The organism is Micromonospora profundi (genome assembly GCF_011927785.1).
Taxonomy (GTDB): Bacteria; Actinomycetota; Actinomycetes; order Mycobacteriales; family Micromonosporaceae; genus Micromonospora; species Micromonospora profundi.
This window is the reverse complement of record NZ_JAATJK010000001.1, coordinates 325,506-349,011: the sequence shown is the minus strand read 5'-3', so window position 1 is coordinate 349,011 and position 23,506 is coordinate 325,506. Positions and strand designations below refer to the sequence as shown.

Annotated in this window: 22 protein-coding genes, 1 tRNA gene and 1 pseudogene; 9 read left to right on the top strand and 15 right to left on the bottom strand. The window is 72.2% G+C overall.

From position 1 onward, the window contains the following. Window positions 1-64: 64 nt before the first annotated feature. Window positions 65-1,468 (bottom strand): cobyrinic acid a,c-diamide synthase CobB, encoded by a 1,404-nt coding sequence (locus F4558_RS01585; protein WP_053653128.1) that lies wholly within the window; start codon window positions 1,466-1,468, stop codon window positions 65-67. A gap of 172 nt (window positions 1,469-1,640) precedes the next feature. Here F4558_RS01585 and F4558_RS01580 point away from each other — a divergent pair, with 172 nt between their 5' ends. After that, a complete protein-coding gene (locus F4558_RS01580) occupies window positions 1,641-2,462 on the top strand; it encodes an SURF1 family cytochrome oxidase biogenesis protein (protein WP_053653022.1) in 822 nt (273 codons plus the stop codon). 105 nt (window positions 2,463-2,567) lie between these two features. Further along, complete coding sequence (locus F4558_RS01575) at window positions 2,568-3,392, top strand: hypothetical protein (RefSeq protein ID WP_167942976.1); 825 nt, start codon at window positions 2,568-2,570, stop codon at window positions 3,390-3,392. A gap of 93 nt (window positions 3,393-3,485) precedes the next feature. Here the strand turns inward: F4558_RS01575 and F4558_RS01570 are convergent, their stop codons facing one another. From F4558_RS01570 to F4558_RS01550, 5 genes are all read right to left on the bottom strand, one after another. Continuing rightward, entirely contained in the window at window positions 3,486-5,078 is a 1,593-nt protein-coding gene (locus F4558_RS01570) for an ATP-dependent DNA ligase (protein WP_209273151.1), read from the bottom strand. Between the two features lie 91 nt (window positions 5,079-5,169). Beyond that, a complete protein-coding gene (locus F4558_RS01565; protein ID WP_030333429.1) occupies window positions 5,170-5,376 on the bottom strand; it encodes a hypothetical protein in 207 nt (68 codons plus the stop codon). Between the two features lie 77 nt (window positions 5,377-5,453). Further along, window positions 5,454-6,806 carry a dipeptidase gene (locus F4558_RS01560; protein ID WP_197281444.1) on the bottom strand — a complete coding sequence of 451 codons (1,353 nt, stop codon included), beginning with the start codon at window positions 6,804-6,806 and terminating at the stop codon, window positions 5,454-5,456. 36 nt (window positions 6,807-6,842) lie between these two features. After that, window positions 6,843-7,988: a M48 family metallopeptidase gene (locus F4558_RS01555; protein WP_053653025.1), complete on the bottom strand. Its 1,146-nt coding sequence runs from the start codon at window positions 7,986-7,988 to the stop codon at window positions 6,843-6,845. A 152-nt stretch (window positions 7,989-8,140) separates the two neighbouring features. Further along, complete coding sequence (locus F4558_RS01550; protein WP_167947170.1) at window positions 8,141-8,785, bottom strand: uridine kinase family protein; 645 nt, start codon at window positions 8,783-8,785, stop codon at window positions 8,141-8,143. A gap of 220 nt (window positions 8,786-9,005) precedes the next feature. On the opposite strand from F4558_RS01550, the gene F4558_RS01545 reads away from it, so the two are divergent. Next, the gene (locus F4558_RS01545; protein WP_053653131.1) at window positions 9,006-9,407 is read left to right on the top strand and encodes a rhodanese-like domain-containing protein; all 402 of its coding nucleotides are present in this window, start codon (window positions 9,006-9,008) and stop codon (window positions 9,405-9,407) included. A gap of 118 nt (window positions 9,408-9,525) precedes the next feature. Here the strand turns inward: F4558_RS01545 and F4558_RS01540 are convergent, their stop codons facing one another. The 3 genes and pseudogenes from F4558_RS01540 to F4558_RS01530 form a co-directional block, all read right to left on the bottom strand. Beyond that, window positions 9,526-11,067 (bottom strand): cobyric acid synthase, encoded by a 1,542-nt coding sequence (locus tag F4558_RS01540; RefSeq protein WP_167942974.1) that lies wholly within the window; start codon window positions 11,065-11,067, stop codon window positions 9,526-9,528. Window positions 11,068-11,234: 167 nt separating this feature from the next. Then, window positions 11,235-12,209 (bottom strand): annotated as a pseudogene (locus F4558_RS01535) (cobalamin biosynthesis protein); the annotation flags it as partial. A 209-nt stretch (window positions 12,210-12,418) separates the two neighbouring features. Then, the gene (locus F4558_RS01530) at window positions 12,419-13,132 is read right to left on the bottom strand and encodes a single-stranded DNA-binding protein (protein WP_167942972.1); all 714 of its coding nucleotides are present in this window, start codon (window positions 13,130-13,132) and stop codon (window positions 12,419-12,421) included. Window positions 13,133-13,475: 343 nt separating this feature from the next. Between F4558_RS01530 and F4558_RS01525 the strand changes: the two genes are divergently transcribed. Next, window positions 13,476-13,913 carry an HPF/RaiA family ribosome-associated protein gene (locus F4558_RS01525; RefSeq protein WP_053653027.1) on the top strand — a complete coding sequence of 146 codons (438 nt, stop codon included), beginning with the start codon at window positions 13,476-13,478 and terminating at the stop codon, window positions 13,911-13,913. A 140-nt stretch (window positions 13,914-14,053) separates the two neighbouring features. After that, the gene (locus tag F4558_RS01520) at window positions 14,054-15,076 is read left to right on the top strand and encodes an alpha/beta hydrolase (RefSeq protein ID WP_167942971.1); all 1,023 of its coding nucleotides are present in this window, start codon (window positions 14,054-14,056) and stop codon (window positions 15,074-15,076) included. A gap of 24 nt (window positions 15,077-15,100) precedes the next feature. Here the strand turns inward: F4558_RS01520 and F4558_RS01515 are convergent, their stop codons facing one another. Next, window positions 15,101-15,808, bottom strand: coding sequence for a hypothetical protein (locus F4558_RS01515; protein ID WP_167942970.1), 708 nt, complete (start codon window positions 15,806-15,808; stop codon window positions 15,101-15,103). Window positions 15,809-15,966: 158 nt separating this feature from the next. Here F4558_RS01515 and F4558_RS01510 point away from each other — a divergent pair. Continuing rightward, window positions 15,967-16,039: transfer RNA gene (locus F4558_RS01510), tRNA-Arg, on the top strand. A gap of 73 nt (window positions 16,040-16,112) precedes the next feature. On the opposite strand, the gene F4558_RS01505 is transcribed toward F4558_RS01510, so the two are convergent. After that, complete coding sequence (locus tag F4558_RS01505; protein ID WP_167942969.1) at window positions 16,113-16,640, bottom strand: cupin domain-containing protein; 528 nt, start codon at window positions 16,638-16,640, stop codon at window positions 16,113-16,115. Window positions 16,641-16,772: 132 nt separating this feature from the next. Between F4558_RS01505 and F4558_RS01500 the strand changes: the two genes are divergently transcribed. Next, a complete protein-coding gene (locus F4558_RS01500) occupies window positions 16,773-17,639 on the top strand; it encodes an alpha/beta fold hydrolase (protein ID WP_167942968.1) in 867 nt (288 codons plus the stop codon). 56 nt (window positions 17,640-17,695) lie between these two features. On the opposite strand, the gene F4558_RS01495 is transcribed toward F4558_RS01500, so the two are convergent. Beyond that, entirely contained in the window at window positions 17,696-18,244 is a 549-nt protein-coding gene (locus tag F4558_RS01495; protein ID WP_167942967.1) for a TetR/AcrR family transcriptional regulator, read from the bottom strand. Between the two features lie 206 nt (window positions 18,245-18,450). Between F4558_RS01495 and F4558_RS01490 the strand changes: the two genes are divergently transcribed. Both F4558_RS01490 and F4558_RS01485 read left to right on the top strand, forming a co-directional pair. Then, complete coding sequence (locus F4558_RS01490; RefSeq protein ID WP_167942966.1) at window positions 18,451-19,629, top strand: glycoside hydrolase family 26 protein; 1,179 nt, start codon at window positions 18,451-18,453, stop codon at window positions 19,627-19,629. Between the two features lie 224 nt (window positions 19,630-19,853). Next, complete coding sequence (locus F4558_RS01485; RefSeq protein ID WP_245241251.1) at window positions 19,854-21,806, top strand: AfsR/SARP family transcriptional regulator; 1,953 nt, start codon at window positions 19,854-19,856, stop codon at window positions 21,804-21,806. A 108-nt stretch (window positions 21,807-21,914) separates the two neighbouring features. Here F4558_RS01485 and F4558_RS01480 read toward each other — a convergent pair whose 3' ends face one another. Genes F4558_RS01480 through F4558_RS01470 form a run of 3 tightly spaced genes read right to left on the bottom strand, consistent with a single transcriptional unit; the run spans window position 21,915 to window position 23,327 of the window. Beyond that, on the bottom strand, window positions 21,915-22,607 hold the full coding sequence (locus F4558_RS01480) for an NAD(P)-dependent oxidoreductase (protein WP_167942965.1): 693 nt from the start codon (window positions 22,605-22,607) through the stop codon (window positions 21,915-21,917). Between the two features lie 35 nt (window positions 22,608-22,642). Further along, window positions 22,643-22,861 carry a helix-turn-helix transcriptional regulator gene (locus F4558_RS01475; RefSeq protein ID WP_053653038.1) on the bottom strand — a complete coding sequence of 73 codons (219 nt, stop codon included), beginning with the start codon at window positions 22,859-22,861 and terminating at the stop codon, window positions 22,643-22,645. After that, on the bottom strand, window positions 22,854-23,327 hold the full coding sequence (locus F4558_RS01470; protein ID WP_167942964.1) for a hypothetical protein: 474 nt from the start codon (window positions 23,325-23,327) through the stop codon (window positions 22,854-22,856). Before F4558_RS01470 ends, F4558_RS01475 begins: the two co-directional genes overlap by 8 nt. Window positions 23,328-23,506 lie beyond the last annotated feature (179 nt).

The following is a 23,506-nucleotide window of genomic DNA, read 5'->3' as shown; positions in this document are numbered from 1 at the left end:
TGACCCGCGCGGATCCGGGCGGGTCAGCCGGCTGCCCGGCACCGGCGGGTGCCGGAACCCGGCGTTACGCGGGCACGCCGTCCGGGGTGGCGGGCACCGCCTCAGCCGTCGGCTCGCTCGCGGCAGCGGCGACCAGCCGGGCAGCGGTCGCCGGATGCGCGGCCCAGTGCAGGGTGAGCTGTGAGGCGTGCACGTTGCGCCAGACGAACCCCTCCGGCGTGCCACCGTCCCAGCTCCACGCCGGCCGCTGACCAGCGCGCGGGGTGAGCACCGCGCGGTGCTCCTTGTGGCCGACAACCACCGTGCCCTTCGCCGCGACCACACTATCGGTCTGGGCGGTCGCCTCCCGGTAGCCCACCACGAGACCGTCCCGGCTGACACCGACAGCGTCCAACACGCCGCACATCGGCAGCCCGTCCAACTCCCGGGCCAACCAGAGCAGGCCAGCGCCCTCGGCGACCACCGGCCGCCCGGTACGCGCCAACTCGGCCACCGCGATGCAGAGCCTCCGGTTGGCTGACAACTGCTCGGCGTACGCCTCGGGCAGCGCGCCGCCGACGACAAGCGCGCGGGTGCCGACCGGCAGCGTCTCGTCGCGCAGCGGATCGACAACGACGACCTCGGCACCGGCGGCCCGCAGCAGCTCGGCCGTCTCCGGATGGCTGAAACTGCCGCCCGGCCCACCCGCGACCGCCACCAGCGGACGCTGCGCCGGGACGACCAGTTCGCCGAGCGCCTCCTGCGGCGACCACGCCGTTGCCGGCAGCGGCGGCGCCGAACGGGCCAGCCCGAGCAGCCGTTCCAGGTCGACAGTTGCGGCGACCGCCTCGCCGAGACGACGGACCGCACGGGTGGCGTCGGCCGACCCGTCGACGACCGGGGCCACCCCGTGCCGCCGCGACGGCAGCACCGACGGCAGGTCATGGCGGCGCAGCGCCCCGTAGACGGGCACCCCCACGTCCTCCAGCGCCTCGCGCAGCATCCCCTCGTGCCGCGACGACGCCACCCGGTTGAGGATCACCCCACCGAGCCACAACTGCTCGTCGTACGAGCGGAAACCGTGCACGAGGGCGGCAACCGACTGCCCCATCGCGGCCACGTCGACAACCAGGACCACAGGGCTGCGCAGAGCGGCGGCCGCAGCGGCGGTGGACTCCTGCTCGGGGCGGCCACCCACCGAGTCGTACAGGCCCATGCTGCCCTGCACCACGGCTAGCCCGGCGCCCGCTGCGCCGTGCGCGACGAGCGGGGCGAGCCGGTCGGCACCGACAAGCCGGGGGTCGATCACCCGGCCCGGCCGACCGGCGGCGAGGCCCAGGTACGCGGCGTCGACCTGGTCCGGGCCGAGCTTGAACCCGGCGACGTCGACACCCCGCTCGGCCAGGGCGGCGAGCAGCCCGATCGCCAGCGCGTTCTTTCCGTGGCCGGAGGACGGCGCGCTGAGCACCAGGCGCGGCACGACGGTCATCATCGACTCCTCGCGGGCGGCGGCGGGTACGCGACGACCGGCCGGGGTGCCGAGCCGTCCGCGTGACGATACCCGCCCGGTCTTCCGCGCGAGCACCCCCGATCCGGGCTGATCGACGGTCTCCGGCCCGGTGCAGGTCAGTGGCCCCGGTCATACGGGTAGCCTCGGTGCCGTGTACCGGTTCCTGCTGAGCCCACGCTGGCTGGGCGCCCTCGCGTTGACAGTGGTCGCCTCCGCCGTCATGGTCTGGCTGGGCAACTGGCAGCTGGACCGCTACCAGGGGCGTACCGAGGTCAACGAGCGGATCGACGCCGGCCTGCGGATGGCACCGGTGCCCCTGACCGAGGCGTTCCGCGCTCCCACCGGCGGCCCGGGAACCGCCGGCCCGCCGCCCGCGGAGGACAAGGTCTGGTCCCGGATCACCGCCACCGGCCGGTACGACCCGTCCAACACCATCCTGGTCCGGGGCCGGACGGCCGACAGCCGCGTCGGTTTCGAGGTGCTCACCCCGCTGGTGCTCGCCGACGGCACCGCACTGCTCGTCGACAGGGGCTGGATCCCGCCGGCTCCGGGCGGGGCGACAGCACAGCCGTCGGTGCCCGCCACGCCCACCGGCGACGTGACGGTGGTCGGCCGGGTGCACGAGACCGAGAGCGGCGCCGGCACTGTGGCCCGCCGCAACGGGATGCTTGAGACCCGCCGCGTCGGCGTGCCCGGCCTCGCCCGCGAGCTGCCCTACCCGGTCTACGGCGGCTACCTGCTGCTGGACGAGCAGACCCCGCCCGCCGACCCGGTGTTCAAGGCCGTGCCGGTGGGGCACGCCAACAACTGGCAGAACTTCGGCTACGTCGTGCAGTGGTGGCTGTTCGCCGTGATGGCCCTCTTCGGCTACGGCTGGGTGGCCCGTCGTGAGGCCCGCCGGGCCGCCGGAATCGACACGAAGACCGCCCCGCTGGACCGGGCGGCAGAGCCCACGCCGAGCGCGTCCGCCTGAGCCCCGGTGACCGTACCGGCGTCGCAATCGGACGCTCGGGGGAACACGGGGCACCACGGCAGCCGGTAGTCTCCGCCGGGTGATCAATTCGTGTGGGGCGCGCTGATGACCGTGGATCCCGCAGCGCCGCGACCCGAGTCGGAGCCGGCGACGCAGGCACATCCGCCCACCGATCCGTGGGCCTCCGAGCCGCCGACCGCCGCGTTGGCCTCCGAGCCGCCGACCGCCGCGTTGGCCTCCGAGCCGCCGACCGCCGCGTTGGCTGCCATGCCGCCGACCGCGCCGTTCCCGCCCGCACCGCAGCTGGCCGCACCGCACCCGGCCGACGCGATCTTCGGTACGCCGCCGGTCGCCCCGGCACCGACCGCGCAGTTCCCCGCCGCGCCGGCGCAGTCGCCCACATCACCGGCCATCTCGCCCGCGACTGCCGCGCCCTACTCCGCACCGCCCGCGTCGTACTCCGGACCGCCGGCCTCTTTCTCCGGGCCGCCGGCGCAGACCTCTGGTGCGTGGCCGGCGGTCGGGCCGTACCCGCCGGTGGCGGCGTACCCGGTCGCGGCGGCCGGCTTCGCCGGGCCGGAGGTGGTCGCCGTGCAGATCGCCGAGATCACGGTGAGCCCGCCGGTCATCCGTACACCGGCCGGGGTGCTGCCGCTGGCCGGGGCGAGCTGGCACGTGGCCGACTACTGGCAGCGCGAGGAGAAGATCGCCACCTGGGCGCTGGTCTGCGCCATCGTCGGCTTCTTCTGCGTGGCCATCTTCAGCCTGCTCTTCCTACTGGTCAAGGAAACCCGGCACCGCGGCACCGTCCAGGTGACTGTCACCAACGGTGCCCAGCAGTACGTGGCCCGGATCCCGGTGAGCGACCAGGGTCAGGTGCAGCACATCAACAACCAGGTCAACTACGCCCGATCGCTGTCCAGCCAGTGAGCCGCGCTGGCGGGTCGATCTTTGGAGCGACCCGTCGGTGACCGGGCCGCCGCCGGTCCGGCCAACTGGATCAACCGCCTGGTGCGACGACGGTCAACCGGTGGAACGGCCGGCGTGGATGGCCCGGACCGCGTCGATGGTGTCCGCCTCGGCGGCGGACTTGTCGTCGCGATAGCGCACCACCCGGGCGAACCGCAGCGCCATCCCGCCCGGGTAGCGCGAACTCGTCTGCACCCCGTCGAAGGCGATCTCCACCACCTGCTCGGGACGGACCCGGACCACCCAGTCGCCGCGCTCCACGGCGAGGCCGAGGAACCGCTCGGTCTGCCAGCGCAGCAGCTCGTCGGTGAGCCCCTTGAACGTCTTGCCGAGCATCACGAAGTCGCCGGAGCGGGGGTCGCGGGCACCCAGATGCAGGTTGGACAGCCAGCCCTCGCGCCGGCCGCTGCCCCACTCGACGGCCAGCACCACCAGATCGAGGGTGTGCCGTGGTTTGACCTTGACCCAGGCCGCGCCCCGCCGGCCGGCGTCGTACGGCGCGTCCGGCGCCTTGACCACCACGCCCTCCTGGCCGGCGTCGATCGCGGCGGCGAACGCGGCCCCGGCCTGCTCCGGGCCGTCGACCTCCATTCGCCCGACCAGCAGCGACGAATCGACAGCGCCGGCTAGCGCGGCCCACCGCTCCCGGCCGGGCAGGTCGATCAGGTCCTGGCCGTCGAGGTGCAGCAGATCGAAGAAGTACGGGGTCAGCACCGTTGCGCCGGTGGTGGCGGCCGCGGCGAGCACCGCCGGTGCGACAGGCGTGCCCCCGGTGGTGCTGGGCGTGGTGCGCCGTGCGGCCCTGCTTGAGGTCTGCTGGAACGGCAGTGGGCGGCCCGTGTCGTCCAGGCCTATCGCCTCGCCGTCGAGGACCATTTCCCGGCCGGGCAGGGCGCGGACGGCGGCCACCACCTCGGGCATCCGGCCGGTGATCTCGTCGAGGCTGCGGGTGAACACCGCGATGTCGGCGCCGGAGCGGTGTACCTGGATGCGGATGCCGTCGAGCTTCACGTCGACCACTGCGGGCGTGCCGGTCGCGGCGAGCGCCTCATCGACCGAGGGTGCGCTCTGCGCCAGCATCGGCGCGAGCGGTCGGCCGACCCGCAGGCCGAACCCGGCCAACTCGGCAGCGCCTCCGGCCAGCGCGGCAACCGCCACCGCGCGGAGATCACCGGCGAGCAGCAGAGCCCGGCGGACCGTCGCGACGGGCACCTCGGCGGCCCGAGCCACGGCGTCGGCCAACAGCCCCGCCTGGGCGCCCTGGCGCAACTCGCCACCGAACAGGGCGGTGAGCAGCCGTTGCTCGTCGGCGGTCGCCGCCGAATAGAGCGCGCCCAGCAACGTCCGGCGGCGGGCTTGCGAACCCGCGCCCTGCACCGCGGCGATCTGCTCGATGGCCGCGTCGACGGCGGCCACTGTCAGCGTCGGCTCGGCGGCGGGCGGCGGAAGGTCACGCAGACTGGCGTAGCCCACGCCGGTCTGCCGCTGCCGCAGCTCACCGGCGAGATATCCGGCGCCGGGCTCCACCTCGGGCGGGTCGAGCCGGCGCAGCGCGTCAGCCAGCAGCTCCACCTTGGCCCGCCGGCCGCTGGTGGCGCTCACGGCGGCGGAGGTGGCCGCCAGATCGATGAACCGCACGAACCTCATCCTGCCAGCCGCCTGCGACACCGCCCGGGCATTGCCGTACCCGGGCGGTGTCGGCAGGGTGCCGCCACCGCTACCGGCGGTGGGCGACGAATCAGGCGGAGACGGGTTCCTCGATGCGCAGCCCCCGGGCGCGGACCTCGCCGGCGACCCGGGAGAGCACCGAGTCGAGGGCGACCAGGGCGGCGGAGAGCTCACCGAGCTGTTCGTTGAGCGTGTCCTCGGACCACGCGGAGACGTCGACGTCCCCCAGCGCACTGACGGCGGCCCCCAAGCGGGCCATCACCTCGTTCGTACTCATGTTCGAAAGGCTATAACAAACCCGCCCGCGACACGCCGCAAACTCCCAGATCAGACAGGGAGTTACGGTTCCGACACCTATCGTCCGTTCGTACCTGCCGCCGCCACCGCGCCCAGCAGCAACGCCTCGGCGAGGCATACCCGAGCGAACTCGCCAAGGTGCAGGCTCTCGTTCGGGCCGTGCGCGCGGGCGTGCGGGTCCTCCACACCGGTCACCAGGATCGCCGCCTGCGGGAACATCTCCTGGAAGGTCGCGATGAACGGGATCGAACCGCCGACACCGATGTCCACCGGGTCGGTGCCGTCCCAGGCGGCCCGGAACGCCGAGCGGGCGGCGTCGAACATCGGGCCGGAAGCGTCGATCACGCACGGCTCACCGTCGTGCTCGAACGTCACCGTCACCTGGGCACCCCAGGGCGCGTGCTTCTCCAGGTGCGCGCGCACCGCCGCGTACGCCCGCTTCGGGTCGTCGCCCGGGGCCAGACGGATGCTGAGCTTTGCCTTCGCGGCCGGCAGCAACGCATTCGGAGCCTCGCCGGTGGCCGGTGCGTCGATGCCGAGCACTGCCAGGGCCGGCTTGTTCCAGAGCCGGTCGGTGATCCGGCCGGTGCCGATGAACTGCACACCCTCGGCCAGCCCCGCCTCGGCCCGGAACCGGTCCTCCGGGTAGTCGACGATGGCACCTCCACGGCTGACCAACCCGTCGACCGCCACGTCACCGGCATCGTCGTGCACTGTGGCCAGCAGGCGTACCAACGCGGTCAGCGCGTCCGGAACGGCACCGCCGAACATGCCGCTGTGCACGGCGTGGTCGAGCGTACGGACCTCGACGAAGCAGTTGACGATGCCGCGCAGCGAGGTGGTCAGCGCCGGTACGCCGATGTCCCAGTTCGCGGAGTCGGCGATCACGATGACGTCGGAGGCGATCTCGTCGCGGTGCTCGGCCAGCAGTCGCTCCAGCGAGTCGGAGCCGTACTCCTCCTCGCCCTCGATGAAGAGGACCACGCCGACCGGCAGCGCGTCACCGTACGCGCGCAGCGCCGCCACGTGCGCCATGATGCCGGCCTTGTCGTCGGCCGCGCCCCGGGCGTAGAGCCGGCCGTCCCGCTCCACCGGCTCGAACGGGTCGGACTCCCACAGCGACCGGTCACCGACCGGCTGCACGTCGTGGTGGGCGTACAGCAGCACTGTCGGCGCCCCGGGCGGTGCCGGCCGCCGGCCGATCACCGCCGGCTGGCCGCCGGAGCGCACGATGTCGACGTCCAGGCCGCAACCGCGCAGCAGCTCGGCGACCGCCTCGGCGGAGCGCTCCACGTGCGAGTGGTCGAAGCCGTCGAACGCGATGCCGGGGATACGGACGAGGCGCTCCAGGTCGGCACGGACGCCGGGCATCTCCCGCTCGACGGCGGCCCGCACCTCGGACTCGGACATGATCGGTGAGGTCATGACCGGAATCGTATGCCGGCCTTACACCGCCGCGCCGCCCGAGCCCGTACCGTCACCGCCACCGGCTCCGCCGGCACCCGCCGTGGCGCCGGGCGCAGCCCGACCGGCGCGGTGCGCCCGGCCGGCTGCCTCAGTCGCGGCATCCACCCAGGAGCGCGCTCGGCCGGCGGTGCCGCCCACCCACTCGCCGACGTCGCTGGCGCCGTCGCCGAGGCGGCGCAGCAACCCGACAAGCGGGTCGGTGGACCTGCTGAATTCCTCCCGGTACGACTCAGCGGCGGCCTTGATCTCCTCCGAGACGCTTGTCGAGCCGTCGTCGTCGCGGCGTGGATAGTCCCCGGCCAGCACCCGCCCGTACGCCCCGGAGTCGATCCACTGCCGCAGCTGGGCGGCCCGCGCCACCGGCGCCGGATGGGTGCTCCACGCCGTCATCCGGATCTTGTGCAGGCTGTCCCGCACATCGCCCCCACCGGCGTACTCGGCGGCCTGCTCCAGGAAGGCTGTGGTGTCGACCTGGGACAGGTCGCCGCCACCGGCGAGCTTCATGAGCAGCCGCAGCGCGGCGGCCGGGTCCTGCCCGGCGAGCAGCCCTGCCCGGTCGGCGGACAGCTCCGCCTTGCGCCACCACTCCAGCATCGCCGCGATGATCGCCCGCAACGCGAACGCGCCCACCGGCAGCCAGCTCAGATTGGCCGCCCACCGGGTCAGGATCATCAGCATCGTCTTGTAGACGGCGTGCCCGCTGCCCACGTGCCCCAACTCGTGGCCGAGCAGGCAGCGCAGCTCGTCCTCATCGAGCTGCTGCACGCACGCCGAGTTCAGCACGATGAACGGCCGCTCCAGGCCGACCGCCTCGGCGCCCAGCCACGGAGACTGCGTCACGTACAGCTCGGGCAGCTCCGCCACGTCGAGCGCCGCCGCGGCCTCGGTGTAGCGCTGCCACACCGCCGGGTACTGCCGGTGGTCGACACGGATGCCGGAGGCCAGCACCGAGAGTCGGAACCCGCGCTCGTTCCACATGCCGAAGAACGCCCGCAGCACATCGTCGAACCCGCGCAGCTCCCGCAGCGCGACAAGGGCGCCCCGGTCCGCCGGATGCTCCCACGCTCGGGAGCTGATGCCGGTGAGGGTGACCCGGCGTCGTGCGGGTGTGTCCGTTGTCGACATGTGACTCCCGTTCGCCGTTCCCGACCTTCCCCGCATCGTGCCCCAGTCGGTGGCCGGCGTCCACGCCCCGGCTGAGGTCGTGCGGGTCCCGGCTCGGGTCGTCCGGGCCCGCCCTCGGGTTCGGGTCGTCCGGGCCCGGACTCGGGCTCGGGTCAGCGGGTCCGCATGTAGTACCTCTCGGCGTCGTACGGCAGGGTCGGTGCACCGTCGATCACCAGGTCGACCCGGCCGGCGGTGCCGTCGGCGGCGAAGTGCGCCCGCTCCCCCGCATGCCAGCGGCGCAGCTCGGGCAGGATCTCAGGCCCGTCCCGGGCAACCGCGCGAGCCAGCCGCGTCGGCGCGGGCGCGGTCACGAACACGGCCGCTGTCACCTCGGGCCGGACGACAGCGCGCGCCGCGCTGACACCCTCCACGATCAGCACCGGCGCGACCGGCACCGGGACCGGGCGGGGCAGGAACGACCGCCGCACCCAGCTGTAGCGGCGGTACGCCCCGGGCCGTCCCGCCCGCAGCGGAGCCAACACCTGCGCCTCCAGCCGCGGCCAGAAGGTGAGCTGGTCGTCCCAACCGTCGAGCAGGTCGTCGGTGTGCACCACCGGAGGTCGCCCGCCTTCACCGTGGCTCCGGGGCGGACCGGTCAGCTCGGCAAGGGCATCCGCGAGGTGCGCCGCGAACCGGCTCTTGCCCGCGCCGCTCGGCCCGTCGACAGCGACAAGCCGGGTCCGCCCCAACCGCGCCGGGCCCGCGAGCACCCGACGAGCCAACTCGGTGTACGCCTCGACGACGGCCACGGTCAACCTACTGTCGGTGCGGTCGGTGGCCTGGTCCACACCACCGAAGTATGCCGTCGTCGCCGAAGGCCGACGTGAGTTGGTCGGGCTGACACGTCCGGCTGACCGCCACGGCCGGGGCACCGTCACGTCCGGGGGAATTGCGGCGGCGACGGGTGACGGGCGACCCGTTCGCCACGCGGGCGGGTAGCCCGCTCGGCATGATCTGGTGGTGCTCCGAGACGTGATGAGCCCCGGCATTGACGCCCTCCTCGAACAGGCCCGCGCCGGGCTGCACCGACTGACTCCGCAGCAGACCGTCGAGGCGGTCCGCGGCGGCGCGCTGCTTGTCGACACCCGTACCGACACGCAACGCCGAGAACAGGGCGACCTGCCCGGCGCCGTCGTCATCGACCGGACGGTGCTGGAATGGCGACTCGACCCGGCCAGCGCCTGGCGCATCCCGGAGGCCACCGGCTACGACCGGGAGATCGTGCTGGTGTGCCGCCAGGGCTACAGCTCCAGCCTGGCCGCCGCCAGCCTGCAGACCCTCGGCCTGCGCCGCGCCACCGACATGATCGGAGGCGTGGACGCCTGGCTCGCCGCCGGTCTGCCCACCACGGATCGCCCCGCCGATATCCGCCCCTGAAGTCCGACCCGACGCCACCACGCCGGCCCGACTCGTGGGGGACGGGCAGACTCTGCCGTCGCGACGCCGCGCCGCGGGCCAGCCGGGACGACAGACACAATCGCCGCTGAGTCTCCGGTCAGGTTCGTGGCGGGCCTGGTGGGATGAACGGGTGCCCGGGAGTGGGGCCGTTTTCGATGAGTTTCCAGAGGGCGTCGGTGTCCAGGTGCTCCTCGACGAGGTCGCCGAGCAGGTCGAGCGAGCGTTCCCGGGCGGCGGCGAAGCTGGTGGCCGGTGAAACACGGAACCCGGTGCGCCCCGCCAGCCGAGCCGCCTCGGTGAGAAACCAGCGACGGAACTCGTCCGACTCGAACGTCCCGTGCCAGTGCGTGCCGTACACCGGGCCGAGCACGGCACCCTCGCCGACGCCGTCGGCACCGGTCAGCAGCGTGGTGAGGGTCGGGTCGGTGTGTGAGACGTACCCGTGGTGGATCTCGTAGCCACGGACGGGCAGGCCACCGAGGGCGGTGCCCACCGACTGCCGGACGGTCTTGCGCGAATCGAAGGTGATCTCGATCGGCAGCAGGCCGAGCCCTGCCACGCTGCCCTGCCGGCTTTCCACCGGGTCGTGGATGGCCCGGCCGAGCATCTGAAAGCCGCCACAGAGGCCGAGCAGCGGCTTTCCGCTGCTCACGTGGGCGTGGATCGCGTCGGCGAGGCCCGTCTCGCGTAGCCAGGCGAGATCCGCGACTGTCGACTTCGAGCCGGGTAGGACGATCAGGTCGGCGGCGGCCAACTCAGCCGGTTCGACGGTGAGGCGGACGCGCACGCCCGGCTCGGTGGCCAGCGCCTCCACGTCGGTGGCATTGCTGACCCGGGGTAGCCGCACTACTGCCACATCCAACCATTCGGTCCCGTGCGGCGCGGCGGGGCGACCGAGCACCCGGCCGTAGGCGAGCGAATCCTCCGCGTCCAGCCAAAGGTCCAGTGCCCAGGGCAGCACCCCGTACGTGGGGCGGCCGGTCACCTGGCGCAGCATGTCCAGGCCGGGCTGGAGCAGACCGAGGTCCCCGCGGAACTTGTTGATCACGAAGCCTGCGATCAGCGCCTGGTCGGCGGCGTCGAGCAGGGCCACGGTGCCGAACATCGAGGCGAACACGCCACCTCGGTCGATGTCGCCGACCACGAGGGTGGGCAGGTTGGCGTGCCGGGCCAGGCCCATGTTCACGTAGTCCCCGGCCCGCAGGTTGATCTCTGCAGGGCTGCCCGCGCCCTCGCAGATCACCACGTCGTACGCGTCACGCAACTCGGCAAGCGCCGCGTACGCGGTCTCGGCGAGCCGGGGCCGCAACTGCCCGAAGGTGCTCGCCGTGATCGTGTCGACCGCCTCGCCGAGCAGCACCACCTGACTGGCCAGATCGCTGCCCGGCTTGAGCAGTACCGGGTTGAAGCGCAGGTCCGGTGCGATGCCGCAGGCGGCTGCCTGCATGGCCTGGGCTCGGCCGATCTCGCCGCCGCGCCCGTCCGGCCCGACGACGACTGCCGAGTTGTTCGACATGTTCTGCGCCTTGAACGGTGCCACCTTCACGCCCTGGCGGTGCAGCCATCGGCAGATGCCGGCGGTGAGCACGCTCTTGCCAGCGTCGGAGGTGGTGCCCGCGACCAGCAGGCCGCCGCTCACCGCCCGTTCCCCTGCCCTGCCACGACAGCCCGCGACCAGCTTTGACCAATCGCGCCACCCAACCCGCGCCCGCCGACCGCGTCACCCAGCCCACGCCCGCTGATCGCCGCACCCAGGCCACGCTTGCCGACCGCGCCACCCAACCCGCGCCCGCCGACCGCTGTGTGCAGGGCGCGCCGACCCACGGCGTTTACCACTCGGCCGACGGTCACCGGGTACGCGGCTGCCAGCCCGAGGGCGGCCAGGCCGACGGCGCCGGAGATGCGGGCGGCCCGCTTGAGGTGGCGTGCTTCGGGGCGCGGGCCGTCACCCAGGAACGGGCGTACCTCGGAGCGCCCGAAGTAGACGTTGCGGCCGCCGAGGCGGACGCCGAGCGCGCCGGCCATCGCCGCCTCGCACTGGCCGGCGTTGGGGCTCGGGTGGTCGTTGCGATCGCGCCGCCACACCTGCCAGGCCCGCTCGCGGTCACCGTGCGCTACCGGGGCGACAGCGATGGTGAGCAGCCCGGTCAGCCGGGACGGCACCAGGTTGAGCAGGTCGTCCAGCCGAGCGGCAGGGGTGCCGAACCGCGCGTACCGCTGCGACCGGTGCCCGACCATGGCGTCGAGGGTGTTAGCCGCGCGGTAGCCCAGGAGGCCGGGCAGGCCGGCGACCGCGCCCCACACGAGCGGGGCGACCACCGCGTCGGAGGTGTTCTCCGCGACGGACTCGACGGTGGCTCGGGCCAGCTCGGACTCCCCCAGGGTCGACGGGTCACGGCCGCAGAGGTGGCCGAGGCGCTGCCGGGCGGCGGGCAGGTCGCCGTCGCGCAGCGTTCGACCCATGACAGAGGCTTCGTGCCGCAGGGTGCGGCCACCCAGCACGGCCCACGTTCCGGCGGCGACGAGTGCCGCACGGGCCACCGGTCGGTGCCGGGTGGCAGCCGCAGCGACCGCACCGAGCATCACGGGCCCACCGACGGCGAGCGCGGTGAACGCCGCCCCGGCTGTCCGGTCCGGTCGGTAGAGGCGGCGCTCCAACGCGCCGGCGGCCCGCCCGAAGCCGGCCACCGGGTGCCACCGGCGGGGGTCCCCGAGCAGCCTGTCCAGGGCGTACCCGGCCAACAGCCCCACCGCGTCAGCAACCGGCGCTGTCCGTCGCACGCGTACCACCTCCGGCCAGCCAGCCTAGACGAGCACCCTATGAGCCGATCCGCGTCCGCAGCGCTCCACCAGCCCGGTGCTGCAGACACGCGGGGTGACGACGCGAGTCGCATCGCCACCCCGCCCCCGTCGTGCCGTGCCGGCGTCGCCGCCCTGCCCTCGCGATGTCCTGGCCCTCGCCATGGCCGGGGGAACCGCGAGCCGAACGGTCACACCGGCTGCGGAACCCGCCCTCGGCCACGCCGCCCCCGACCGGACGGCGCGGCGTCCGGCCGACCCTCGTCGGGGACCGGCCCCAACTCGTCGTCGCCGTCGCCCTGCGGGTCGCCGTCGCCCTGCGGGTCGCCGTCGTCGGGAGGGGTCAGTTCGTCGTCGTCGAGCGGGTCGTGGTCGACAGGGCTGGTCCGCAGCGAGCCGAAGTCGGACAGCTCGAAGTCGTCGTCCACCGGGCGGTCGGCGGGCAGCACTGGTGCCTGGCCGGCCGGCACCGGCTCGGTGGGCTCGCCGTGCACCCGGCTCTCGGCGTCCGCGTCCTCGACCGTGCTGGTCGTCAGAGCCGGCCGGTTACGCAGGAAGCGGGCCCGGCCACGGGACAGGTCGTGGCCGACGGCGACCGCCTCCAGCTCGTAGACGGTGCGGTGGTTGCCGGCGTCGTCGGTCCAGTCGCGGGTGTAGAGGCGGCCACAGACCACCACCGGGTCGCCGACCATCACGGAGGCCGCCACGCCTTCGGCGAGCTTGCGCCAACAGTTGACGCGGACACGCAGCGAATTGCCGTCGACCCAGCGACCGCTGTCGCGGTTGAGCCGGCGGGCGGTGGAGGCGACCTTGAAGTTGGCCACGAGCGTGTTGCTCTGGGTCGTACGTCGCCACTCGGGTGCGGTCAGCACGTTGCCGACGATCGTGACGTAGGTGTCGAACATCGTCCCTCCAGGGGATCGGGGTCTGCCAGCGCGAGTCGACTCGGCCCTCAGCCTGAGCGGCGCCGGCGTGTGTCGCCAGCGCCGCACCTCGACCTGTGGACAACCGGACCGCCTGTGGATAACGCCCTGATCAAGCCCGCATGTGCTACAGCCGAAGACGCCTGCCGTGCCGCCGACCACGCCCACGGCACGCCCACCACGCTCGACACGCTGCCGGCGGTTCCGGGGCCGACCGAGTGGGTATGGATTTGATCAACGCACCACCGACAGCTCCACGTCGACGAGAGGTCAGCGTCATGATGATCACTACTTCCGGCTTCGCGACCGTTTCCGAGGTGCGGCGATGAGCGCCGTGGCGAACCCGGCCACCGTGGCGGAGTGCCTGCGGGTCGGCGCCGGTTTCTCGCAGGGCGACCGCAACTGGATCGCCGAGCAGTTCGCCACTCTCGACGCCCGGCTGGCCAGCTTCCATGCCGACGCCACCGAGCTTGAGGTGTCGGTGAAGGATCGGGAGGCCCGGGGTCAGAAGGTCACCCTGGAGTGCTGGATCGCCGGCCGCCAGAAGATCGTCACCACCTCCGGCGAGGAGGACCTGCACGCCGCGCTCAACGACGTCCGCGACGACCTGCGGCGGCGGCTCAACGACGCCAAGACCCGCCAGGAGCCGCGGCACAACAAGCACCTGCGCGACGTCAGCCCGCCGCAGAGCCCTGTCGACACGGAGGAGCCGGACGCGCTGCCCGCCGCCGACCCGAGCCGCGCCGACGCCGAGACGGCCTGAGCGCGTACCCGCTGTGTCCCGGCCGGCAGGCACGGCCGGTCGGGGCCGGCGGGCTTGCCGGCCGCGGTTCGCGGACCGGGAGGTGAGCCCGGCGGGGCCGGGGCTACCACCGGGTAGCCGGTCGGCGTAGCGTCGGATTCGTGGAACCGGACGTGTTGGGGCCGCCCTACGAGCGGCAGACGATCGACCTGGGCGTCGACGACGAGGGTCCTGTCGTCGCGACACTGGTCCGCCGGCGGGCCGAGCGCCCCACCGGGCGGGCGGTGCTCTACGTGCACGGCTTCGTCGACTACTTCTTCCAGACCCACCTGGCTGACTTCTTCGCCGAGCGTGGCTGGGATTTCTACGCCCTCGATCTGCGCAAATACGGCCGCAGCCTGCTTGCGCATCAGACCCCGAACTTCTGCCAGGACGTCAACGACTACTTCTCCGAGCTGGATGCCGCCGTCGAGATCATCCGCTCCGACGACGGGCATGACACCCTGCTGGCGATGGGCCACTCCACCGGCGGCCTGATCATGTCGCTCTGGGCGGACGCCCGCCGCGACGCCGGCACCATCGACGGCCTGGTGCTCAACAGCCCCTTCTTCGACTTCAACGCCTCCTGGGCGGTGCGCCGGCCCATCGCGGCCGCCGCGGCCCGGCTGGGCCGCAGGGCGCCGCACCGCATCGTGCCGCTCGGGCTCGGCTCGGTGTACGGCGAGAGCCTGCACGCCGACCATCGTGGCGAGTGGACGTACGACCTGGCGTGGAAGCCGCTCGCCGGGTTCCCGGTCCGGGCCGGCTGGCTGAACGCGATCCGCACCGGGCAACGCCGGCTACGCGCCGGGCTGAACATCCAGGTGCCGGTGCTGGTGGCCTGCTCCACCCGCTCCTTCCGGAGCAGTAAATGGCACGAGAACGCGACACTTGCCGACACGGTGCTGGACGTCGAGCACATGGTCCGGTACGCGCCCCGCCTCGGCCGGCACGTCACACTGGCCCGCTTCGACGGAGGGCTGCACGACCTCACGCTCTCCGGCGCAGCCGTACGCGGACAGGTTCTGGACGAGGTCGGCCGGTGGGCCGAGGCGTTCCTGGCCGCCGGTCCCACCGCCCCGGCCGATCCAGCCCCGACCGACCTCGCCCCTGCCGACCGGACCGGGGCGACGGCCAACGACTGACCACCCCGCCCGCAGGGCGACAGCTCAGGCGTCGCCGCGCGTGGCCGGAAGGACTGCCCGGATCCGGTCGAAGGTGGCCACCGGATGCCCGTCGACACCGGGCAGGACCAGGCCGAGGCAGTACAGCGACACCTCGCCGGTGGCGTCGGCGTGCACTGTGAAGACCGGCGCGCCGACGTACCCCTGGGGTAGCTCCGTGGTGATCCGCACGGTGTCCCCGTCGCGGACCACCCGCTCGATCGCCACCTCAAGCGGCCGGGAGCCGTCGGCGCGTACCCCATGGGCCAGCACGAACGCGGACCCGGCGGCGGCGGTGCTGCGCTCGACCACCTCGGGCCCGGCGGCGATTCCGGCGGGCACCGGCTGCACCCGCCACCGCCAGCCGCCGTCGCCGGCGTAGCGGTGCAGCCCGGCGGTGGGGAGTACCGCGACGCCGTCGCCCGGGAAGCGCGCCCAACCGGGGGTGATCTCGGCCACCGTGATCGCGTCCGGGGCGACGCCGGCCGGCTCGCTGACGCTCGCCCGCAGACTCAACTGGCCGCCCGCCGCGCCGACCAGGTCGGCGGCGGTCAGCAGCGACTCCCCCACCGGGTCGTCGGCAGCCTGGAAGAAGAACGCCGTGCCGAAGCGCTGGTCGGCGGCGTCCGATGACCGGAACGGCAGGATGGCGCGGCCGACGACCTGGCACAACTCGTAGGCGACGCCGCTCTCGGCGTCGGGGTCCAGCAACACCAGCCGAGGGTACGGGCCAGCGCCGCGCCCACCGACGAGAACCCGGATGCCCGCCACCTGGCCGCCGTGGGACCCTGCTCGGCGATGTGGACGCGAGCACCCTTTTCGCCGCTGCGAGGCAGGGCGGCGGTACCCTCTTGGCGCGACATCCACGCCACGCGCCCGTAGCTCAGCGGATAGAGCAGGGGACTTCTAATCCCAAGGCCGCAGGTTCGAATCCTGCCGGGCGCACCTCCACCACCGCAGGCCGCCGGCTCCACGTGGTCGACCCGTCGATCGTCGGCTCCCGCCCTCATGGCGGCTGTCAGAGCATCTCGGTGCGGTATTCGGGAGCCAGTTCGACGGCGCGCCGCCGACGCTCCGCGATGTCCTCGTCGGTGAGCTGCGGTGGCGGCGCGTCCCTGTCGGCGACTTCGTCGCCGACGCGCAGGAAGTATTCGTCCTGGCCCGCCGGGGTGCACATGCACAGCATGCGGGCGGGTGCGCCGGAGGCGTTGCGGAAGTTGTGCGGGGCGTTGGCTGGGATGTTGACTGTCGATCCGGCCGGCACGGTGTGCTCCTCCCCGCGGAAGGTGAACTCGATCTCCCCTTCGAGGATGGTGAACATCTCCTCGAAGTCGTGCCGGTGTGGCGGCGGCCCGCCGCCGTCGGGGACGCGCATGTCGATGAGGCAGTACCGCCCGTTGGTCTGCTTGCCCGTGATCAGCATGGCGTAGTTACCCCCGGCGAGGGAGATGCAGGTCGTCGCCGGGTCGTCGGGGTTCGCCACGGTCAGCGTCCGGGTCGGGTCGTCGTCCGGGATGGCGGGGGCAGCGCGGTCGAAGCTGGTCATGCCGCATGTCCTCTCTGGTGTGGTGCTTCGCGGTCGGCGGGTCCACGCCGACACCCTCCTCCTTCTCCGGGTGGCGGCGCCGTTAAACGGAATATATCGTCCGCATAAGAAGGAATCACTGCTGGAGGAAACATGAGCGTGGCGCCCGGTTTCACGCGGAGCACGATCACCACCAACGGCACCGATCTCAGCGTCCTGCACGGCGGCCACGGCGAGCCGCTGGTGCTCCTGCACGGTTGGCCGCAGACCGGCGACTGCTGGCTGCCGATCCTGCCCGCGCTCACCGAGGCGGGCTACACAGTCGTCGTTCCCGACCTACGCGGTCTCGGCCGTTCGGCGCCGGCCGAGACCGGCTTCGACAAAGACAATCAGGCCGAGGACATCCGCGCGCTGCTGCGTACCCTCGGCTTGGGACCTGCCGCGCACGTGGCAGGGCACGACGTCGGCGGCATGGTCGCGTTCGCCTGGGCACGCCGACACCCCGATGAGGTACGCAGCCTCACCCTCATGGAACTCGCCGTGCCCGGCCTCGGGCTGGAACAGGCAATGGACGTCGCGCACGGCGGCCGCTGGCACTTCGGCTTCTTCATGACCCCGCACGTGCCCGAGTTGCTCATCGACGGGCACGAGGACGAGTTCTTCGACCTCTGGTACGCCCAGCTCGCCGGCAACACCAACCCCCTGGCGTCGCACGAGGTGAGCCGGTACACCGACGCGTACCGCGGCAGAGAACGCCTACGGTCGAGCTTCGGCCACTACCGCACGCTGCTCGACGACGGCCGGGCCAATGCGGCCTGGGTTGATGCGGGCAACCGGCTCACCATGCCGGTCCTGGCTGTCGGCGGGGATCAGGCCGTCGGCGACCGGCTCGCCACCAGCCTCCGCGCCGTGGCACCGCACGTCGACGCGGCGGTCGTCGCCGGCAGCGGCCACTTCCCGGCCGAGGAACAACCGGCGCGGCTGACCGAGCGCCTGCTCGCCTTCCTGGCGCAACAATGACGGCCCTGGCGCAACGGTGACGGCCGGCGGCCAGACCGCAAGCAGCCAGCCGCCGGCTAAGCGCGGATAGCCGTGAGGAACAGGTCGATCTGGCGGCCCGCCACCTCGGGCCAGTCGCCCGCGAAAGGCATCGGAACTGCGATCAGCGAGCCGAAAATGATGACATCGCGGGCCGTCAGATCGGCTCGCAGCGTTCCGTCCGCCGCGCCGAGTTCGACAATCCGACCGACGCCCTCCCACACGAGCCGGTCAAGACGTCGGTACTCCGGGTCGGTCGTGACCGGGGCTCCGTGGTGCGGCAGGAAGAGCTCGGAACCGTGCCGCACCGTACCGATCAGGAACTCCCGCACGGCCTCGATGCCCGGAAGCCCGCGCTTGAGCACCTCGTCGAGCATTGTCAGGACCATACCGATGGAACGGACCTCCAGGGCCACAAGCAGGGCGTCGCGGTCGCGGAAATGACGGTAGAGCGTCCCGACGCCCACGCCGGCCTCCTGCGCGACGGCCGCCATCGGAGCCGTGCTGTCACGCTGTAACGTCCGCAACGCCGCCGCCAGGATCTTCTCCCGGTTGGCGAGGCCGTCGCTGCGGGGAGCACGACTCACCGTTGGTCCGCGGGACGCGCTGCACTCATGACCCGAATACTAGGTTCCCCCTCGGCGTCGCCCCGCCCGCGAGCCCTCGCGCCGGGCCATCTCCGCAGCTAGCCGCGCCGCACCGGGGCTATGGCCGTTCCATGACGGATGTGTGGCCCACCCTCGGAGACTGGCGTCAGTCGATGTTCCCGCGCCAACCACCCCAAGGAGGAATCTTGAGACGACTCGTCGCCGCGGTGGCGGCCGCCGCCGTGGTCTTGGTCGGTCTGCAGACGCCTGCGAGCGCCAGCACCCCGACGCTTTTCGGATCGTCGGTGCACCAGCCGTCAGGGCAGACGTTCAACCAGGCACTGGCGGCGGCGGACGCCCGCTACGGCACGCTGCCGATCCTGCGGGTCTTCTACCCGGGCGCCCCCGGCGCGTGGACCGACGCCAAGCTCAACACTCCGGGACGCTCCACGGTGGTGTCCTTCAAGTACGACGCCGACGTCATCCTGACCGGCTCGGCGGACGACTACCTGCGCACGTGGTTCGCCAACGCGCCACGGGACCGGGACATCTACTGGAGCTACTTTCACGAGCCGGAGGACGACATCCGGGACGGGGCGTTCACGGCCGCTGCGTACCGGGCGGCGTGGCAGCGCATCGCCGGCCTTGCCGACCAGGCGAACAACTCGCGCCTGTACGCCACCACCATCTGGATGGACTGGACGCTCGACCCGAAGAGCGGGCGGAACTGGCGCGACTACTACCCGGGTGCGGCGTACGTCGATGTCATGGCCTGGGATGTCTACGGCTTCGACGTGACGAAGTCCGAGACCATGGCGGCGCACAACGCCCTGCGTCCGGGTCTTGAGGTGGCCCGGTCAGAGGGCAAGCCGTACGCGGTGGCGGAACTGGGTGTGGACGACCACGCGAACCGGCCGGCGATGCTCCGCGAGATCGCCAGGTGGATGCGCAACACGGCCGACGCGCGGTTCGTCACCTATTTCGACGCGACCGGCTGGCCGCAGTACGACCTGATCGGCGACTCCGGCAGCATCCAGGCGTGGCGGGAGGCGGTGACCGGTTCACTGTTCGCCGGCCCGCCGGCCATGACCACCTCCGCGGGTCCCGCGGCTCCCACGTCCACGTCGATCCAGTGGTCGACCCGGGTCGATCCTGGACAGGCAACCGGCTGGGTCTCCTGCGCGTCCTGGCTGGCCGTCGGCGGGGACTTCCTGGAAGGGCCGCGCCGGTCGGTGTCCGGCAACCCGGAGACCGTCACCTGCGACCGGGCCGGGTTGGCGCCGAATACCGCCTACCAGGGCCGCCTCAAGTGGTGGAGCGCCCAGACCGGTGGCACCCTGACCGCCACCAGCAACATCGTCACCCAGGTCACGGCCGCGGCATAAGGCACTTCGACCGGTGATGACCGCCGGCCGAGGTCGACATCCACCCACTCACACCGGCGTCGGTCGCCTCCCCCCAGGCGGCCGACGCCGGCCTCTCTGTGCCCGGGAGGACAAGCGCGACGTATCCGGTCCGGGCAAGCGAAAAGTGGTCTGCACAGTGGACACTGAGGCGCCTGCGAAGGAGGGCTGCACGTCTTACTGATGATCCGGTACGGGGGTAACGGATGAGAATCAAGGTGTTCACCATGCTCGGGCCGGTCGAGGTCCATGCCGGAGACAACGGCGTGGCGCTCGGCGGAGCCCGTAACCAGTCGATCCTGGCAGCTCTGCTCCTGGACACTGGTCGAGTGGTGTCGATCCGCCGGTTGATCGACGCCGCCTGGGGAGACGACCCGCCAAGCAGCGCGCGTGCCCAGGTGCAGAACCGGGTGGGTGTCCTGCGTCGTCTCCTACGCTCCGAGCACGCAGAAAGCGAGCTCATCGCCACCCGGGGCTCGGGATACCAGCTCAACCTCGACGGCTGGCAGCTCGATCTGCGCCAGTTCGACGAGGCGGTCGATCGCGCGAACGTCATGGCGGACGGCGGCGACCTGGCTGGCGCCCGCGCGACTCTCTGCGCGGCGTTGCAGTTGTGGCGTGGCCCCGCCCTCGACGGTCTGTCCACTCCGCTGCTGCAAACCGCCGCCGCGCAGATCGAGGAGCGGCGGCTGAGCGCGTTGGAACGCCGCATCCAGCTCGACCTCGCGCTGGGCCGGCACGGGGAGCTGGTGTCCGAGCTGACAAACCTCACCGGCGAGCATCCCTACCGGGAGGGCCTGCAGGCGCTGCTCACGCTGGCGCTCTACCGGTCCGGGCGGCGGGCCGAGGCGCTGAACGCGCACCAGCGCGTACGCCGGCTGCTGGTCGAGCAGATCGGTGTCGAGCCCGGTGAGCTGCTTCGTACGCTGCACGGGGCGATGTTGCGCGGCGACGAGTCGCTGGCCTGGCGGCCACCCGTGGACGAGACAGTGGTGCGCTCGGTCGCCGTACCTCACGAGCTTCCGGCGGACGTCGCCCTGTTCACCGGCCAACGGCGGGCGCTCGCCGAATTGGACCTGCTGCTCCCGGAGGCCGGCGCACCGGCGGTCTCCGCGGCGATCGCGGGCTCGGCCGGGGTGGGCAAGACGGCGCTGGCGGTGCACTGGGCACACCAGGTGGCGCACCGGTTCCCCGACGGGCAACTGTTCATCAACCTGCACGGCTACGCCCCGGAGCCGCCGCTGCGGCCCACCGCGGCGCTGGGTGTGCTGCTGCGCTCGCTCGGGGTCCGCCCCGAAGAGGTGCCGGTCGACGTCGCCGGGGCTTCGGCGATGTACCGGTCGCTGACGGCGGGCAAACGCCTGTTGGTGGTGCTCGACAACGCGCGCTCGGCGGAGGACGTACGCCCTCTGCTGCCCGGGGGTCCGGGCTGCCTGGTGCTCATCACCAGCCGGGACCGGCTCGCCGGGCTCGCCGCCCGCGAGGGTGTCCGCCGCCTCACGCTGGGCGTGCTCACCCCCGATGACGCCGGCACACTGCTGGCCAGGCTGCTCGGCGAGGACCACGCCCGCGCCGAACCGGAGGCGATAGGCGAGCTGGCGAGCCTGTGCGCGTACCTGCCGCTCGCTTTGCGCATCGCTGTCGCGAGCCTCGCGCACCGGCCGTACCGGCGCGTCGCCGATCTCGTAGCCGAGTTGCGCACCGAGGACAGGCTCGCCGCCCTCGCCGCCGATGACGACGACGAAGCGGCCATCCAGGTGGCGTTCGACCTGTCCTACGAGACGGTGCCGCCAGCCGCGCAGCGGCTGTTCCGGCTGTTGGGCCTCGCGCCCGGCGAGGACTTCTCGACCGCGACCGCCGCCGCGTTGAGCGGGACCGCACCCGCCGAGGCGGAGCTGTTGCTCGAACGGCTCGCCGCCGCGCATCTCATCGAGGAGCACGCCCCGGGCCGGTTCGCCTTCCACGACCTGCTCCGCCGGTACGCCCACGACCGGGCGATGCGGCAGCACAGCGCCCACCAACGTCGGGCAGCCCTCGGACGGCTGCACGGCTCCCGCCTAGCCGAGTTGGACTATCCAGCGGGTGAGCGGGATGGCCGGCCCGCCCGGCACCAGCGGCTGTTGGTGTGCGGCGCATCGGGCGCGGCGTGTCGGCGATAGCGCGCAGCCGCAGCCCAGAGAGGGGTCGGGTGCGGTTCGCGCGGTTAGGAGGGGCCCCTTCTTATGCACCAGGCGTTAAGAAGGGGCCCTTCCTTGCGCAGGAAGGGCCTATGCGGCCAGCGCCGAGGGTGTCCGGCAGCCGACGATCGCCGGTGCCTCGTGGACCAGTTCGTCGTTCGTCAGCGCGTCCACCATGAACAGGGCGAAGTCCACCCGGCGCGTGATGTTGCTCTTGAGTACGGGATCGCCCACGTGCCGGCTCCAGACGGGTAGGCCCTGGCTGTCGCCCTCCTCAAGGTCGCTGCCGCGCACCACCGTCCACCGGGTGTCGCTGGCGAAGATCTGCCGGCACGCCTGCACCTGGTCGCGGATGTCGGCGAAGCGGGCCAGCCGCGCGAGCACACCGAAGGCCGCGACGAACGCCCTGAGCCTCCACGGGTAGACGTCCTGGCCGTCGCGCGTGACGTGCCAGCCGCACGAGAAGACCAGGCGTGCTCCCGGGTCGGCGTGGTCCAGGACCGCCCGCGCCGTGCCCGTCGAGTAGCCGTGCACACCCCAGGGGACCAGGACGGTGAGCACACCGTCGCAGCCGGCGACCGCCCGCCCGATGACGTCACGATCGTTCGTCGGCCCCGCGACGACTGTGATGCGGCCCTTGAACTCGTCCAGTTTTCCCACGCTGCCCGCACGGCACACGCCGACGACCTCGTAGCCCTTGTCCAGCGCGTGCCGGACCATGTACCTACCGAGTTTTCCTGAGGCTCCGACGACGCAGACCCTCGACCTGCCACGACTGCTCATGATCGTCCTCTCGTTGCCATGTCGGCCCGATTCGCCTACTCGTCGGGGTATTGAAAGACCTCGTCCAGTGGCACGCCGAACGCCCGGGCGATCTGGAACGCCATCTCCAGCGACGGCGAGTAGCGCCCCTGCTCGATGGCGATGACCGTCTGCCGGGTGACACCGACGCGCTCGGCCAGGTCGGCCTGGGTCATCTCATCGTTGGCGAACCGAAGAGCGCGGATCCGGTTGGTGACGCGGGTCGGCTTAACCATTGAAGACACCGTGGTACGCGCGGATCTTCGCGACGGCCCCCCACGTCGCTCCGATGGCGCCGATCACGAACAGGGCGTTGCCGATCCAGAAGTGATCCACCTCGAACATCACCAGCGCCAGGACGACAGCGCCACCGAAGGCGGTGATGGCCTGTGCCAGGCGGTCGCCGTAGCGGTCGATCTGCTTGTCTCTCACGTCCCCTTTGGACTCCACGTCGCGGTTGGTGATGGCTGCCGCGATCGAGATGAGGATGGTCCCCACGATGGTGCCGACGACCGTCGCGCCGATCGTCCACAGCATCGGCCCCACCCAGGAGACCTCTGCGGCGGGCCGGTCACCCAGCCGGGGCAGGACCACGGCAAGGTACGCGATGGATGCCGCAGGCATGACGACGGCGGAAACCCATGCGTTCCGCTGCCCGAACGTCATGGCGACCCGGTCTTCTCGGTTGGCGTCGCGGATCATCGCCCACTCCCCCCGTGTCAAGAATTGTTTACATGGCCCAATGTAAAACATCCCTTACATCACGTCAACCATCCTCGACACGCACTCCCGCAGCGGCACGCGTGGTGACCCGACTCACCTACCGATCGGTACAGAAACTGCTACGGTTGGCTTGCAGGCAACCGATCGGTACAAAACAT

Excerpts from the sequence above, each read along its gene's own strand:
- F4558_RS01500 (WP_167942968.1), top strand. The coding sequence starts at position 16,773 with ATGAGCGTGGCGCCCGGTTTCACGCGGAGCACGATCACCACCAACGGC.
- F4558_RS01485 (WP_245241251.1), top strand. The coding sequence starts at position 19,854 with ATGAGAATCAAGGTGTTCACCATGCTCGGGCCGGTCGAGGTCCATGCC.
- F4558_RS01480 (WP_167942965.1), bottom strand. The coding sequence starts at position 22,607 with ATGAGCAGTCGTGGCAGGTCGAGGGTCTGCGTCGTCGGAGCCTCAGGA.
- F4558_RS01530 (WP_167942972.1), bottom strand. The coding sequence starts at position 13,132 with ATGTTCGACACCTACGTCACGATCGTCGGCAACGTGCTGACCGCACCC.
- F4558_RS01565 (WP_030333429.1), bottom strand. The coding sequence starts at position 5,376 with ATGAGTACGAACGAGGTGATGGCCCGCTTGGGGGCCGCCGTCAGTGCG.
- F4558_RS01585 (WP_053653128.1), bottom strand. The coding sequence starts at position 1,468 with ATGACCGTCGTGCCGCGCCTGGTGCTCAGCGCGCCGTCCTCCGGCCAC.
- F4558_RS01570 (WP_209273151.1), bottom strand. The coding sequence starts at position 5,078 with ATGAGGTTCGTGCGGTTCATCGATCTGGCGGCCACCTCCGCCGCCGTG.
- F4558_RS01505 (WP_167942969.1), bottom strand. The coding sequence starts at position 16,640 with ATGACCAGCTTCGACCGCGCTGCCCCCGCCATCCCGGACGACGACCCG.
- F4558_RS01575 (WP_167942976.1), top strand. The coding sequence starts at position 2,568 with ATGACCGTGGATCCCGCAGCGCCGCGACCCGAGTCGGAGCCGGCGACG.
- F4558_RS01545 (WP_053653131.1), top strand. The coding sequence starts at position 9,006 with ATGAGCCCCGGCATTGACGCCCTCCTCGAACAGGCCCGCGCCGGGCTG.
- F4558_RS01470 (WP_167942964.1), bottom strand. The coding sequence starts at position 23,327 with ATGATCCGCGACGCCAACCGAGAAGACCGGGTCGCCATGACGTTCGGG.
- F4558_RS01560 (WP_197281444.1), bottom strand. The coding sequence starts at position 6,806 with ATGTCCGAGTCCGAGGTGCGGGCCGCCGTCGAGCGGGAGATGCCCGGC.
- F4558_RS01475 (WP_053653038.1), bottom strand. The coding sequence starts at position 22,861 with ATGGTTAAGCCGACCCGCGTCACCAACCGGATCCGCGCTCTTCGGTTC.
- F4558_RS01525 (WP_053653027.1), top strand. The coding sequence starts at position 13,476 with ATGAGCGCCGTGGCGAACCCGGCCACCGTGGCGGAGTGCCTGCGGGTC.
- F4558_RS01555 (WP_053653025.1), bottom strand. The coding sequence starts at position 7,988 with ATGTCGACAACGGACACACCCGCACGACGCCGGGTCACCCTCACCGGC.